Origin of the sequence: Paraburkholderia sp. RHO2, assembly GCF_050955445.1 — a bacterium.
Lineage (GTDB): Bacteria > Actinomycetota > Actinomycetes > Mycobacteriales > Mycobacteriaceae > Prescottella > Prescottella agglutinans_A.
The window spans coordinates 4,427,389-4,442,212 of sequence record NZ_CP162617.1 but is presented as its reverse complement, the minus strand read 5'-3'; the positions used below and the strand labels follow the sequence as shown (position 1 = coordinate 4,442,212).

The following is a 14,824-nucleotide window of genomic DNA, read 5'->3' as shown; positions in this document are numbered from 1 at the left end:
CAGTAATCGGACCGCGTGCTGCCGGCTGGGGCGGGGCGGCCTCACGACAGCTGTGCGATGACGGTTTCGGCACCGATGGTGCGCTGGCCGCGCTCGACGAGCAGCGAGGTGCCGGCCGGGAAGTACGTGTCGACCCGGGAACCGAAGCGAATGAGGCCGTAGGTGTCGCCGATGGTGAGCTTGTCGCCTTCCTTGGCGTCGCACACGATGCGGCGCGCGAGGAGGCCGGCGATCTGCACGACGGCCACCTCGCGGCCGTCGGCGGTCTCGATGAGCATGCTGTTGCGCTCGTTGACCTCGCTGGCGTCGGCCAGGTCGGCGGACAGGAACTGCCCCGGCTGGTGCACGACCTGCCGGACCAGCCCGGCGACCGGGACGCGCTGGACGTGGACGTCGAGCACGGACAGGAAGATGCTCACGCGCGGCAGCGGCTGGTCGCCCATCCCGAGTTCGGCGGGCGGGACGGCGGTATCGACGAGCGCGACCTCACCGTCGGCGGGCGCCACGACGACGCCGGCGCGGTTCGGCGGCACCCGGTGGGGGTGGCGGAAGAACGTCGCGCAGGCGGCTGCGGACGCGAGCCCGGCCCGACGCACCCACTTGTGGTTGCGTCCCACGGCGGCGACCGCGAGCGGGGTCAGCACGAACGGCAGACCTGCGGGGTGCAGCGGCGGGACGGCAGCCTTGACGAGGCCGATGACGTGGCCGACGCCGGTGGGCTGGGGGGTACCAGGGGGTGTCGGTCGGCGTGCCACGAGCTCCTCTTACCGGTCGAATGGGGCGGCGGTGTTCGCCGCTCGAGCTATCACAGGCTACGTGACTGCCGAGAACCGTCGGGTCGCCATGTGCTACCGGGGGCCGACGGCGAGCGCTTCGGCCTCGCTCTTGATGCGCGTGAGGGTGGCGTTCATGCCGGCGATCATCTCGGTCTCGAAGGCGTCGGCGCCGCCGAGGACGGTCTTGATCAGGAACTGCGACAGCTGGCTGGTTCCGGTGGGGGCCTCGCGACGTTCGACGACGCGGGTGCCGGTCTCGGTCGGCTCGAGCGTGTACGACCAGATGGAGCGGTTCTCGTTGATGCGGAACGCGATCGCCTTGTTCGGTTCGAATCGGATGACCTTGGAGGTGGTGGGCCACACGAGCAGGCCCTTGCGGTTGATGTTGAAGGTCTTGGTGCCCTCGCGGACCTCACCGGAGACGCGCATCTTGCGGCACTGCGGGCTCCACTCGCCCATCCGCTCGAGGTCGGACACGATCGTCCACACGTCCTGCGGGGTGGCGGCGATCTCGATGCTGGCTTCGAGGGTGTTGGTCACGGGTCGGCTCTCCGGTTCGAATTAGGTGGTACAGGAGGTCACGCGTACCGGGTCATCGTAGGCCCGCGCGCCGGTTCCGTGTGCGGCAGGTCACGATTCGGCGCCGAAGGTCGACGCGTCGGGTCCGCCGAATGCGCCGGTGCTTCCGGTCGGATAGCCCAGCAGCGGCGGGTGACGGCGGATACCCTCGAATCCATGACCCGGGTCGAGGGCGTGCTGTTCGACATCGACGGGGTGCTGGTGACGTCGTGGCGGCCGGTCCCCGGGGCGGTGGAGGCCCTCGAGGAGATGCGCCGCCGCGGGGGTGTGCGGGCGTTTCTGACCAACACGACGTCCCGGACGTGCGGCGCGATCGCTTCGGCGCTCGAGGATGCGGGGTTCGACATCCGGCCCGAGGAGATCGTCACCGCGGTGCGACTCACCACCGAGTACCTGCGGTCGACGTATCCGGGCGCGCGGGTGATGCTGCTCAATCACGGCGACATCCGCGCCGACATGGATGGCATCGAGTTCGACGACGTCGACCCCGAGGTGGTGGTGATCGGGGGTGCGGGCCCGGAGTTCACGCACGACGCGCTCAGTCGGGTGCTGGATCTGATGGTCGCGGGCGTGCCCACGGTCGCGATGCACCGGGCGCTGATGTGGTCGGAGTCCGACGGCCTGCGTCTGGACACGGGCGCGTATCTGCCGGGTCTCGAGGACGCGTCGGGTTCGCGGATCGTGTCGGTCGGCAAGCCGTCGCTCGCGGGGTTCCTCACGGCGGCCGAGTTGATGGGTGTCGATCCGGCGGCGACGGTGATGGTCGGTGACGACTTCCGCAGCGACGTCCTGCCGGCGCAGCGGGTGGGCATGACGGGGGTGTTGGTGCGGACGGGAAAGTTCCGTCAGCCGATCCTCGATCTGGCGGTGGACCGGCCCGATCATGTGGTCGATTCGGTGGCCGATCTGCCCGGGTTGTTGGCCGATCGCGGGTGACGCGCCGAGCTACTTCGGGCCGCTATCGAAATGCCTCGCTCCGACGGGGTGAACGGGTACTCTCGCGGGCGCTTCTCCCTACTTCTCCCCTTTGTCCGTGAAGGAGTCCGAATGTCGACCTTTTCCCGTCTGCGTGCGATCTCGAGCCTCGGTCGACGAATGACACGGACTGCGATGGTTGCTGCTGCGGGAATCGGTGTGGCAGCAGGTGTTTCGCTGTTCGGCGCCGGCGCGGCGTCGGCCGCGCCGGTGATGTGCGTGTCGCCGACCGCGCCCAACGACATCCAGATCTCGGGGTACGCGAGCTGCGGTGCGCAGGCCTTCGAACAGGGTGTGTCGCGCTCGGCCGCGACGGACAGCGGCACGGCCGTGTCGGTCGCGCAGGGCTTCGGGTCGTCGAACAGCCTCGCGACGGGCTTCGGCACGGCGCTGAGCGCGTCGCGCGGCAACGGTCAGTCGCTCGCACTGGCGATCGGTGGCGGCATCGCGCACTCGTGGGCCGACGACGGAAATGCGACGTTCGCGATCGCCGGCTGGGGCTCGGGCGCGACGGCCGAGTCGGGCGGCGTCAACTGCATGGGTCCGCTGTCGTTCGCGTGGAATCTGAAGACCGGCCAGACCTGCCTCGGCTAGGAATCGAACAGGGCCGCGCGGCGGGGGTGTTCGCCATGGGCGGAGACCCCCGCCGCGACGTTGCACTCACCCCCCTCGAGTGCTAAGAATGCACTTGGCACTCGCGACTCGTGAGTGCCAGGTCGGGACGGTGAGACTGGGAACCTAGACACCCCTGGTCGTCCGTCGCGGGCACCGAGCCTGGCCGGAAGCGTAAATGGGGCGATCCGACAAGACGATCGCCTCCGTGTGTCACCCCCAATCCGGAGGATCACTTCGCAATGGCCAAGATCATCGCGTTCGACGAAGAGGCACGTCGCGGCCTCGAGCGTGGCCTGAACAGCCTCGCTGACGCCGTCAAGGTGACGCTGGGACCCAAGGGTCGCAACGTCGTGCTGGAGAAGAAGTGGGGCGCCCCCACGATCACCAACGACGGTGTTTCCATCGCCAAGGAGATCGAGCTCGAGGACCCCTACGAGAAGATCGGCGCCGAGCTGGTCAAGGAGGTCGCCAAGAAGACCGACGACGTCGCTGGTGACGGCACCACGACGGCTACGGTCCTGGCTCAGGCGCTCGTCCGTGAGGGCCTGCGCAACGTCGCTGCCGGCGCCAACCCGCTGGGTCTGAAGCGCGGCATCGAGAAGGCCGTCGAGGCCGTCACCGCCAAGCTGCTCGACACCGCCAAGGAGGTCGAGACCAAGGAGCAGATCGCTGCTACCGCCGGTATCTCGGCCGGTGACCCGACCATCGGTGAGCTCATCGCCGAGGCCATGGACAAGGTCGGCAAGGAAGGCGTCATCACCGTCGAGGAGTCCAACTCCTTCGGCCTGCAGCTCGAGCTCACCGAGGGTATGCGCTTCGACAAGGGCTACATCTCGCTGTACTTCGCCACCGACGCCGAGCGTCAGGAGGCCGTGCTCGAGGATCCGTACATCCTGCTGGTCAGCTCCAAGATCTCGACGGTCAAGGACCTGCTGCCGCTGCTGGAGAAGGTCATCCAGGCCGGCAAGCCGCTGCTGATCATCGCCGAGGACGTCGAGGGCGAGGCGCTGTCCACCCTGGTCGTCAACAAGATCCGTGGCACCTTCAAGTCCGTCGCCGTCAAGGCTCCGGGCTTCGGTGACCGCCGCAAGGCGCAGCTCGCCGACATCGCCATCCTCACCGGTGGCGAGGTCGTCAGCGAAGAGGTCGGCCTGTCCCTCGAGACCGCCGGCATCGAGCTGCTGGGCCGCGCCCGCAAGGTCGTCGTCACCAAGGACGAGACCACCATCGTCGAGGGTGCCGGCGACGCCGACGCCATCGCCGGTCGCGTCAACCAGATCCGCGCCGAGATCGAGGCGTCGGATTCGGACTACGACCGCGAGAAGCTGCAGGAGCGCCTGGCCAAGCTGGCCGGTGGCGTCGCCGTCATCAAGGCCGGCGCTGCGACCGAGGTCGAGCTCAAGGAGCGCAAGCACCGCATCGAGGACGCCGTCCGTAACGCGAAGGCTGCCGTCGAGGAGGGCATCGTCGCCGGTGGTGGCGTGGCTCTGCTGCAGTCCGCTCCGGTCCTGGACGACCTGAAGCTGGAGGGCGACGAGGCCACCGGTGCCAACATCGTCAAGGTTGCCCTCGAGGCTCCGCTCAAGCAGATCGCGTTCAACGCCGGCCTCGAGCCCGGCGTCGTCGCGGAGAAGGTTCGCAACCTGCCCGCCGGCAGCGGCCTGAACGCCGCCACCGGTGAGTACGAGGACCTGCTCGCTGCGGGCATCAACGACCCGGTCAAGGTCACCCGCTCGGCGCTGCAGAACGCTGCGTCCATCGCGGCTCTGTTCCTGACCACCGAGGCTGTCGTCGCCGACAAGCCGGAGAAGGCCGCTGCTCCGATGGGCGACCCGACCGGTGGCATGGGCGGCATGGACTTCTGATCTGACGATCGGAAAGCCTGAGCTCAGGTAAGACGAAGAAGCCCGGGACACCTTCGAGGTGTCCCGGGCTTCTTCGCATTGCGCCGTTGAGTACTTTACCGACCACCTGCCCTGTTATAGGCTTCAATCGTGGATGTTGCCCTCGCGTCATTGGTTTCGTCAAGCCTTTACCAAGTTGTCGATCTAACAATCAGAGCCCGCGAAAAGGGCGTGCATGCCAGACTTCAACGGAAGGCTGCGGATTGGCTCGGGCGGGTTCGAGATACTCAACGCGTCGTGCTCGTACGGGCCATCAATGAACTCGAATCTCAAATAGGTCATTCTGCGACCGGCAAAGTCTGCAGATTCATGGCCAATGAGACTGGGTTCGCGTTCACCAGACACCTATTCTGCGCAGTTCTGGCTGACGTTGCTGAGGCATATTACGAGGACTACGAGCTGGAACTTACCCAGCACTTCCTCCTCGAAGATGTAGGCGATTCTGACTCCCGAACGGCCGCGAAGATCATCCTCGCGGCACTGCAAGAAGAACTATCCTTCTGTGCCAAGAAGCTGGGTGATATTGATCCAGCAATAGTCTCAGGAATTTCGGGGCGGTTGATGCTCGAACGATCGAGCGGTCTTTTTGATTCATTCGAAAGAACCCGAAATTCTCTCTCGGGCTACAGTCCGGGAATGGTCAAGATTTCTGAGGACTTCTTGGCGAAATATCGAAGCGTACTACGGGAGAGGCTCTCTGATGTGACGCCTGCGTATGTTCAAGAAAGCAAACGGGTGAGCATCGAGTCGATCTATGTACCTCCTCGATTTAGTGAGGAGGATGACGGTCCGACTAGTGATCTGGATTACGTACTCGCGCGCGCCTACCGAAACGTAATTCTAGGAGATCCTGGAGCAGGTAAGTCTACGTTTTCTCGATGGATTTCTTACAGTGCATGTAGCCAGGATAACCACCGGATTTCGACCCCGTTCATCGTTGAATTGCGAAAGTTTGAATCCAAGAGAAAGTCGGGTTCATTCTCTGTCGTAGACTACATAAGTGAGTTCTGCAACGAGTCGCTTCAGCTTAGATGCCAGCCGGCCGTCATTGAATTTCTCCTTGTGACCGGACAGGCTTCTGTAATATTTGATGGATTGGACGAGCTGTCCACACTCGCGGATAGGCGAGATATTGTATCGGACGTAGAGTCGTTCTCGTCGGTTTACTCTCGAGCAATTATTATCGTGACTTCCCGGGTGGTGGGGTATACGGAGGCGCCACTTGCGACCGACTTTAAGAAAGCCTATTTGCGCCAGTTTACTGAGGATGATATTCGGAACTATGCTGGTAAGTGGTTTTCACTTCAGGTAGAGTTGGAGCCATTTGAATCCGCCAAACTTGCCAGTGACTTCTATAATGAATCTGCCGAAGTTCCCGACATCCGGGCGAACCCGTTGATGCTCAGCTTGTTGTGCACCGTGTACCGAGGGTCGAGAACCATTCCTCGTAGTCGAGCTGAGCTGTACGAGCAGTGTGCCAATTTGATGTTTGAGCGCTGGGACTCTATTCGCGGAATTACTCACGAGGGGCCGAAGCGATCAACGTTGCGTGGCGCAATTCGTGATATCGCACTGTGGATGTACACCACTGAGAGCCTCGCGAGCGGAGTCCCTGAACGCAAGCTTCGACGGAGGCTCTCGAACTTCTTTATGAAGAGAATTGACGATGAGGACGCTGCTGACAGTGAGGCGAACGATTTGTTGAATTTGTGTAGAGGGCGGGCATGGATCCTAACTGACGTAGGGGTCGATCATGCCATGGCGGAGCCTATTTATAAGTTTACTCACCAAACCTTCCTTGAGTACTTTGCCGCACTGGAATTGGTGCGCAAAAACAGCGATCCGGATGAGCTTTGGAAAGAACTACGTCCTCAAATCGAACTCGGAGGATGGGAGGTTGTCGCGCAGGTCGCGATTCAGGAGATTGAGGAGCGTACTGAAGGCGCGGCCGATCAGATCGTTTCGAGACTCTGCGATGCAGCCTCGACAACCGAAGCCGAAGAATCGTTAAACCTAATTCAGTTTGCCTCGAAGAATCTGGACACATTCGACCTTTCGGCAAGTTCTATTCGTGCGGTGGTGCGGATCTGTTCAGAGCTGTTCATCCGCGAGCTAGCAAGTCAGGTGCGGTTAGTGGTGGGCGAGGGCCCGGCGAGATGGCTAGATCTGGAGCTATTCGGTCCAGAGCTTGTTCCGTTGCAGGTGGTAGTCAGTCGTAGTGATGAGCGACATCTGTCTGTCGTGTTCCGCGAGATATTTGAAGTCGTCGAGCGGGAAATTTCATCCGCGGATGTCGAGCTTGCAGGAATCGCCGCCCTAATGGCTCTCGCAGTCGACGATTTTGTATCGTTTCTTTTTGGGGGAAGATCGTCCGAGGACTCTCTTGATCTAGCCCGAAAGCTGTGCGATGAACGGCGCGTATGGTCCTCCATTGGGTCTAGGTTCGAAGCTATATCAAAGGTAGTCGCTTGGGTTCCGCTCCTGGCGCATCGAGCTGGAATAATTCCTCTTTCGTCGGCTATCGGTTCTTTCTGCGTCGAATCATGGTTCTGCGAGGTTCACCCGTTCACCGGTAGCTTTTCCGGTACATCGATTGCGGAACTGGCTGTTCTTTCCACCTGTGATGTTGACGTTCCGACTGGTCTTGATGACGTCGATGCGGAAGAAATCATATCGCAAATCGGGCACCGTATGATCAATTCGGGGTCGGTGGATTTCAGTGTTTTTAGTGATGGTAGACATTCCCCATCGATAGCGACCGTTGCGCGGGAGTCTGCGGGGATGTCAAATATTGACTACTTGGAGGAGGATGCGAATCGGAAGTTCGATTCGGCTAAATCAGGTCAGCGGTCTTCAGATGGCACTACCGTCGGGTGCGTATTGATATGTTGTGTCCTTGCCGAGGCTCATGCGCTGCAGCTTGAATCTGGCGGGCGTTCTGAATTGAGGTTGGGTCGAAGATGGGATTTCGGCGCTATCGTGGCATGCCGAGGCAACGCGGACTGGTGGTATGGCGCCAATGCCGCGCTTCGGCAACTGCCACTAGAACCCCATATTGGTGTGTGGCTAGGAGACTGGATGAATGGTGAAGTGGACTTCATCTCGGACCTCCTTTCAAGCGTGGAGTTGTAGAGCAGCTCGACCGGTGGCATGGGCGGCATGGACTTCTGATCTGACGATCGGAAAGCCTGAGCTCAGGTAAGACGAAGAAGCCCGGGACACCTTCGAGGTGTCCCGGGCTTCTCGCTGTGCGGATCACTCGCTGGGCATGAGCATCCACGCCGCGAGGTAGATCAGCGCGACGGTGCCGAACGAGACGAACGCGCCGATCACGGCGGCGACGCGGACGAGGTTGACGTCGATGCCGAAGTACTCGGCGACGCCGCCGCACACCCCGGAGAGCATGCGCTGGTTGCGGGAACGGACGAACGGTCGGGGCGAGTCGCTGTAGGTCATGACATCGATTCTGGTTTCCGACGGCGCGGGAGACCATCGGGATTCCCCCGGATCTGCACCCTGATCTTTGCCCTCGGGGTCACCCCTCGAGCGTCCGAACTCTGGCGATGACCGGTGCGAACGCATCGGCGTGCGGTTCGTGGACGGTGTAGTGGGTGAAGCCGAAACGTGCACGGTTCACGAGGATCTGACGGGCCATCTCGTCGACCGTGCCGAGCAGGACGAACGGGGTGGCGAGCAGATCCTCCGCGGACATCACGCCCCCGAAGGTCGCGGAGAGTTCGACGGCGGACGCGCGGCGGTCGTCGGTCTCGATCACGGCCTGGACGAGGGCCTGCCATTCCAGATCGTCGGCACGCCCACCGGCCTCGGCGCGGGTGAACCTGATGCGTTCCTCCGTTTCGGCGGCGGTGGCCAGTCGCATGGTGCCGGGCGGCCGCCCGGGGAGTTGGACGGCGCCGGCGATCCCGACGATGTCGGCGACCCGGGCGGCGAGCCGCAGGACGCGTTCACCGGTGCCGCCGATCAACAGTGGGGGACCGGAGCCGTCGAACCCCGCGCGCTGCACCGGCCGCAGCACCGGCATCCCGAAGTTCTCCCGCAGCGCGGCCTGCTGCTGGAAGCCGTCGGAGCGGAACTGTCTCCGGAGTTCGTCGACGGTGGCGCCGAGCCGTCCCACGCGGGCCCCGAACGGCTCCCAGGCGATGCGGGCCTCGTCGAACTCCCACTTCATGTGGCCGGCCCCGAGCCCGATCTCGAGCCGGCCGTCGGTGAGGACGTCGGTGGTGGCGATCTCCCGCGCGAGCAGGGCCGGATTCCAGAAGCCGACATTGAGGACCAGCGTCCCCATCCGCAGCCGCTCGGTGGCGGCGGCGGCCGCGACGAGCAGCGGGAACGGTGACGCGGTGCCGAGATGATCGGCGGCGTAGACGGCGTCGTAGCCGGCCAGCTCGGCACGGCGACACGTCCGCGCGAAGCCGGCCGACGTCGTGATGCCGAAGATGTTGTGCGAAAACCGAAACCCGGTCATGACGTCAGGATGCCCCGTTCCATCGCGGTCGGAGTGTCGATTGCCGAGCCTCGTGGACTGTGTGGGCATAGGCTCGAAGTCGTGGTGGAGACGGTGCCGATCCAGATGCCCGACGGGACGACGACGCCGGTGCGGCTGTTTCCCGGACCGGAGGGCGCGCCGGTGGTGGTGACCGTCCCGGGGCTCGGGATTCCCGCCGCGTTCTACGACAGGTTTGCGAATTCGATTGTCGAGCACGGTTTCTGTGCTGCGACGTGCGAGCTGCGCGGACAGGGGGACAGCCGTCCCCGGCCGAGCGCGTCGAGCACGTTCGGCTACCAGGAGTTGGTGTCGGTCGACCTGCCCGCGATGTTCGAGGTGGTGCGCGAGCGGTTCGACGCGAGCACCCCGTTCCTGTTGGGGCACAGCATGGGTGGACAGCTCGGGGTGATGTACGCGGCGCGGATCCGGGGCCGGCTCGGTGGACTCGTCCTGGTGGCGTCCGGTTCGCCGTACTACCGAGGTTTCCCCGGCCCGCGGTCGCCGGGCGTGCTGCTGGGGTCGACGGCGATGTCGATCACGGCGAGCGTCGCGGGCTTCTGGCCCGGAGATCGCCTGGACGTGGGTGGGTTCGGCCGCCAGTCACGGGTTCTGATCTCCGACTGGTCACGGTTCGCCCGCAGCGGGCGCATCGAACCGTCGGGGGCCGACATCGACTACGAGGAACGCATCGGCCGGCTGAAGCTTCCGGTGCTGTCGGTCTCGATCGAGGGTGACGACCTCGCGCCGCGCAGCGCGGCGGGCAACCTTCTGGGTAAGTTGTCCGGGTCCGACGTGACGATGTGGCACCAGCCGGAGGCGTTGGGGCACAACGGCTGGATTCGGACACCCGACAGTACGGTCGACCGGATCGCCGACTGGATCCATGACCACGCGTGACATTCACCCTTGCTTTCATCCCGCCGTTCATCGCCAATCCGGTGCAGGGTCGTGTCCGCACCGTTATATTGACCGCAGGCGCTTTCGCTTCGGGGCGCTACACCACACCGAATACAGGGAGCTTTCCATGGGTTCTGCACAGATCCTCTCCGTCCTCAGCGCTCTTTCGTCCCTCGTCAATGCGCTCAACACCCTGGGTACCGCCAGCTCCGGCGCCTCCGACTCCGGCTCGCTGAGCTCGCTCAGCTGAGACGCCGCCTCGTAGCGTTCGAAGGGGCGGTGACGGTGCAATTGCACTGTCACCGCCCCTTTGTCATGTTCGGTGCGGTCCCGCTTCAGACGCCGAGGGACGCGGCAAGTGTCGGCCACGACTTGGGCAGTTCCTCGCGCCAGTACGCCCACGTGTGGACACCCACCGGGTTGTAGACGACGGTCGCCGGAATGCCGAGCGACCGCAGCCGGTCGTCGAGTTGGTGGGTGCAGTAGTTGGTGACGGCCTCGATCGGGCCGCCCTGTGTCACCAGCGGAATGAGGTCGGGGTTACCGAGGTGCTCGTTGGGGCCGGGCAGCCCGGTGGCCGTCGAGATGTACATCGCGGTGCCCCGGAGCTTCTCGGCTCCCAGGACGACGTCGTGCTCGGCCCACTGGGGATCGGTGAACGGGCCCCACATGTTCTCGATGTCGCCGCCGTAGCTCGAGACCACCACGTTCATCTGTGTCTGACCCAGCTCACCGGTGGTCTGGTAGCAGCCGCTGTAGGCGGCCACGCCGCGATACAGCCCGGGTGAGCGCATCGCGAGCATCATCGCCGACTGGGCGCCCATCGACAGGCCGGCGATGGACTGGATTCCGTTGCCGTCGAACCGGTCGTCGATCAACGGGGGAAGCTCCTCGGTCAGGAACGTCTCCCACTTGTAGTTGCCGAGCGTCGGGTCGGGGCGGTCCCAGTCGGTGAAGTAGCTGGCGCGGCCGCCGGTGGTCATGACGACGTTGACGGGCTTGTCCTCGAAGAACTCGACCGCACCGCCCTGGGTAGTCCAGTTGCTCATGCCCGGCGCCGCGGAGCGCCCGTCGAGCATGTACAGCGTGGGGCGCGGCGCGGAGGTGTCGCGGGGCAGCAGCACCTGCACCTCCTGCTCCGATCCCATTGCTGGGGAGTACACGAACACCCGCAGCCACCGGTCGGTGATGTTCTCGACCCGGGTGATGTGCGCGCCGTCGGACCGATCGGCGGAGACAGGGGCCGGGTGCGCCGGCGCACCCTGTGCCGAGTTCGGGATGCCCCCGGCCACCGCGGTCGGCGCGACGCTCAGCAGAGCGCCGACCGCGGTGGCGGTGACGAGGGCGCCGGCTCGCAGGCCGCGCACCGAACGGCGTGTGGTCGCATCGAATCTCATGGGGCAGCTCACTTCCGGTCGGTCGATTCCGGCGCATGGTAGCCCAGGAAGGTGACCTCCCGAGGTCATCCGGCCAGCTGATCCCACAGGAAGGTGTACGTGAGCGCCGACTTGAACGCGGCCTGCGCGTTGTCGGCCGCGCCGCCGTGGCCGCCTTCGATGTTCTCGTAGTAATAGACGGTGTGGCCCTCTTCCTCGAGCCGCGCCGTCATCTTGCGGGCATGGCCGGGATGGACGCGGTCGTCGCGGGTGGAGGTCGCGATGAGGATCGGCGGGTACGACCCGTCGGCGTCGGTGTTCTGATAGGGCGAGTACTCGGAGATGAACGCCCAGTCGTCGGGGTTGTCCGGATCGCCGTACTCGGCCATCCACGACGCCCCGGCGAGCAGTAGGTGGTAGCGCTTCATGTCGAGTAGCGGCACCTGGCAGACTATGGCGCCGAACAGGTCCGGGTACTTGGTGAGCATGATGCCCATCAGCAGGCCGCCGTTGCTCCCGCCCTGCGCGCCGAGTTGCGCCGGGGTGGTGATGCCGCGGGCGACGAGGTCGCGGGCCACGGCGGCGAAGTCCTCGTGCACCTTGTGCCGGCCGTCGCGGACCGCCTGGGTGTGCCACTGCGGTCCGTACTCCCCGCCGCCGCGGATGTTCGCCACGACGTACGTGCCGCCCCGCTGCAGCCACGCGGTGCCGTTGATGCCGCTGTAGGCGGGGGTGAGGGAATTCTCGAATCCGCCGTAGCCGTACAGCAGCGTCGGGCCGGCCGGCGCACCCTCGCGGCGCACCACGAAGTACGGGATGCGGGTGCCGTCGACGGACTCGGCGAAGTGCTGTGCGACGGCGAGTCCGGTGGTGTCGAAGAACGCCGGTGCGGACTTGAGCGCCTCGAGCGGGCCGCCGACCGTGCCGGAGAACAGGGTGGCGGGGGTGAGGTAGCCGCTGGAGTTGAGGAAGAAGTCGTCGCTCTCGCGCGGATCGGTGTCGATGATCTCGGTGGCCGTCAGCTCGGGGAGGCCCGCGAGCGGAGTGGTCTCCCAACCGTTGTCGCCCGGGGTGACGACGTACACGTGGGACCGGACATCGGAGAGCGTCACCATCAGCAGGTGATTGCGCGTCCACGAGTACTGCTCGAGCGACGTGTGCTCGTCGGGCTGGAACAGAGTGGTGAGCTCGCGTGAGCCGGCGAGGTAGTTGTCGTACCTGGCGGCCAGCAGCGCACCGGCCGGGTAGGTGGTGTCGCCGACGGTCCATGGCGAGCGGGGACGGATCAGCAGCCACTCCCGGTAGACGGAGATCCGCGCGTCCTCGGGGGTGTCGATGCGGACGAGCGTGTCGTCGCTCAGGAGCTGGAAGCGCTGCGAGGTGTAGAAGTCGACGGCGCGTTCGACGAAGCTGCGTTCGAAGCCCGGGGTGTCGTCGTGCCAGGCGGAGATCGCGACGTCGGTCTGCTCGCCCTCGAACACGGTGACGGCGTCGGTCAGCGGGGTGCCGCGACGCCACCGCTTGGCCAGGCGCGGGTAGCCGGAATCGGTGAGCGTTCCGTCGCCGAAATCTGTTCCGATGTAGACGCTTTCGGAGTCGATCCACCCGATGTCGGTCTTGGCCTCCTCGACGCGGAATCCGTCGGCAGAGTCCTTGAACGTGAGGGACCCGAGGTCGAACTCCCGGACCACGACGGCGTCCGCGCCGCCGCGGGAGAGGCTGATGAGTGCGAGGCCCTGCTCCGGACGCAGCACCTGCGCGCCGGACCACACCCAGTTCTCACCCTCCCGCTCGGCGAGCTCGTCGACGTCGACGAGGATCTCCCATTCCGTTGTGTCACTTCGGTATTCGTCCATCGTGGTACGGCGCCACAGGCCGCGGACGTGCTGGGCGTCACGCCAGAAGTTGTAGAGGTACTTCCCGCGTCGCCGCGAGTAGGGGATGCGCGCGTCGGTGTCGAGGATCGAGCGGATGGTCGCCTCGAGCTGGTCGAACGCGGTGGTGCCGGCGAACTCCGCGACCGTCTTGTCGTTGCGCTCACGGACCCAGGTGAGCGCCTCGTCGCCGGTGACGTCCTCGAGCCACAGGTTCGGGTCGTCGGCCGGCGTGGGGGAGGGGGAGGTGTGCGTCATGGGTTCATTGTGGTCGGTCGTGGCGGACGCCGCCGCTGCCCGTGCGGTGGTGATTCCTCGGTGCGGGTCCTGGGTGATGCTCGGGTGCGTTCGAGGGTGAGGGCCGGGGTGAATTTCTCGGCATCCTGGACAGCCGCCCAGTTTTGGTAACGAAACCGCTGACAAGTCGATGTGATCTGGACTACCTTTCGATCACGGTCGAATAACCCCGACCGACTTCCCGGCCAGGAGGCAGCGGGGTGGCACACCACGGTCACGCCGCAGCAAACGCCAAATGGCTGGGATGTACAGGGAGTAGACGAATCCGGGGTAGCGGGGTCCCCCGGTCGGCCACACTCCGGACCACGCTGCGGGAGAAATCACGCAGCAATCACAAGGCACCACTCAATCTCCCTCGAAAGGCAGAGAAAATGAACCTCGATCAGATCCTTGCCGCTCTGGTTGGCTTCATCGGCAACGTCTTCAACGCCGGCTCGGTCACCGACATCAGCTAGTTCGTCGCACTAGCTGTCACACAACCACCACCACCAAGAAGTTAGGAAACACAATGAACCTCGATCAGATCCTCGCCCTCCTGGTTGGCTTCATCGGCAACGTCTTCAACGCCGGCTCGGTCACCGACATCAGCTAGTTCGTCGCACTAGCTGTCACACAACCACCACGAAAGTAGGGAAGCGCAGTGAACCTCGATCAGATCATCTCGCTCATCACCCTCTACATCGGCAACGTCGTGAACTTCGGTTCGGTCACCGACATCTCCTGACCCCTGAAGTTCGGCGAGAGCTAAAGAAAGGCGACTGCTATGAATCTGGACGCCATCGACCTCGGCTCGCTGGCCGGGGCCGCAACGGGCTCCATGTCGGGCCTGCTCGACATCTTCCTCAGCCTCAGCCGGGGCAGCGTCTTCGGCGGAAGCACCATCGGGGATCTCGGGAGCACCATCTCGTTCAGCTAAAGCATTCGCACCTGGACCCCAGTCGCGCAGCGGCTGGGGTTACAGGTGTGTGCAGGGACGTTGTAGTACGCCGCGACGGCGCCTTGACCTTACTTTCGAGTAGGGACC

13 protein-coding genes are annotated in these 14,824 nt (G+C 64.5%); 7 read left to right on the top strand and 6 right to left on the bottom strand.

Annotation, left to right across the window (positions count from 1 at the left end):
* Window positions 1-41 precede the first annotated feature (41 nt).
* A complete protein-coding gene (locus ABTV10_RS20730) occupies window positions 42-755 on the bottom strand; it encodes a phosphatidylserine decarboxylase (protein WP_499029900.1) in 714 nt (237 codons plus the stop codon).
* Between the two features lie 93 nt (window positions 756-848).
* On the bottom strand, window positions 849-1,316 hold the full coding sequence (locus tag ABTV10_RS20725) for an SRPBCC family protein (RefSeq protein WP_499029897.1): 468 nt from the start codon (window positions 1,314-1,316) through the stop codon (window positions 849-851).
* A gap of 195 nt (window positions 1,317-1,511) precedes the next feature.
* Between ABTV10_RS20725 and ABTV10_RS20720 the strand changes: the two genes are divergently transcribed.
* From ABTV10_RS20720 to ABTV10_RS20705, 4 genes are all read left to right on the top strand, one after another.
* Window positions 1,512-2,291, top strand: a complete 780-nt coding sequence (locus ABTV10_RS20720; protein WP_433607076.1) for an HAD-IIA family hydrolase — start codon at window positions 1,512-1,514, stop codon at window positions 2,289-2,291.
* Window positions 2,292-2,402: 111 nt separating this feature from the next.
* A complete protein-coding gene (locus ABTV10_RS20715; protein ID WP_433607074.1) occupies window positions 2,403-2,924 on the top strand; it encodes a DUF6764 family protein in 522 nt (173 codons plus the stop codon).
* 260 nt (window positions 2,925-3,184) lie between these two features.
* Window positions 3,185-4,810, top strand: a complete 1,626-nt coding sequence (gene groL / locus ABTV10_RS20710) for a chaperonin GroEL (protein WP_433607072.1) — start codon at window positions 3,185-3,187, stop codon at window positions 4,808-4,810.
* Between the two features lie 129 nt (window positions 4,811-4,939).
* Window positions 4,940-7,981 carry an NACHT domain-containing protein gene (locus tag ABTV10_RS20705; RefSeq protein WP_499029892.1) on the top strand — a complete coding sequence of 1,014 codons (3,042 nt, stop codon included), beginning with the start codon at window positions 4,940-4,942 and terminating at the stop codon, window positions 7,979-7,981.
* A gap of 123 nt (window positions 7,982-8,104) precedes the next feature.
* Here the strand turns inward: ABTV10_RS20705 and ABTV10_RS20700 are convergent, their stop codons facing one another.
* Together ABTV10_RS20700 and ABTV10_RS20695 are read right to left on the bottom strand one after the other, a co-directional pair.
* Complete coding sequence (locus tag ABTV10_RS20700; RefSeq protein ID WP_127915458.1) at window positions 8,105-8,305, bottom strand: PspC domain-containing protein; 201 nt, start codon at window positions 8,303-8,305, stop codon at window positions 8,105-8,107.
* 79 nt (window positions 8,306-8,384) lie between these two features.
* A complete protein-coding gene (locus ABTV10_RS20695; protein WP_499029889.1) occupies window positions 8,385-9,335 on the bottom strand; it encodes a TIGR03621 family F420-dependent LLM class oxidoreductase in 951 nt (316 codons plus the stop codon).
* An 81-nt stretch (window positions 9,336-9,416) separates the two neighbouring features.
* Here ABTV10_RS20695 and ABTV10_RS20690 point away from each other — a divergent pair, with 81 nt between their 5' ends.
* Window positions 9,417-10,253, top strand: a complete 837-nt coding sequence (locus tag ABTV10_RS20690; RefSeq protein ID WP_499029885.1) for an alpha/beta hydrolase family protein — start codon at window positions 9,417-9,419, stop codon at window positions 10,251-10,253.
* Window positions 10,254-10,380: 127 nt separating this feature from the next.
* Window positions 10,381-10,503, top strand: coding sequence for a hypothetical protein (locus tag ABTV10_RS20685; protein WP_433607067.1), 123 nt, complete (start codon window positions 10,381-10,383; stop codon window positions 10,501-10,503).
* 85 nt (window positions 10,504-10,588) lie between these two features.
* On the opposite strand, the gene ABTV10_RS20680 is transcribed toward ABTV10_RS20685, so the two are convergent.
* Entirely contained in the window at window positions 10,589-11,650 is a 1,062-nt protein-coding gene (locus ABTV10_RS20680; RefSeq protein WP_499029882.1) for an alpha/beta hydrolase, read from the bottom strand.
* Between the two features lie 65 nt (window positions 11,651-11,715).
* Window positions 11,716-13,761, bottom strand: coding sequence for a prolyl oligopeptidase family serine peptidase (locus ABTV10_RS20675; RefSeq protein WP_499029879.1), 2,046 nt, complete (start codon window positions 13,759-13,761; stop codon window positions 11,716-11,718).
* A gap of 802 nt (window positions 13,762-14,563) precedes the next feature.
* Between ABTV10_RS20675 and ABTV10_RS20670 the strand changes: the two genes are divergently transcribed.
* Window positions 14,564-14,716, top strand: coding sequence for a hypothetical protein (locus tag ABTV10_RS20670; protein ID WP_499029877.1), 153 nt, complete (start codon window positions 14,564-14,566; stop codon window positions 14,714-14,716).
* Window positions 14,717-14,824 lie beyond the last annotated feature (108 nt).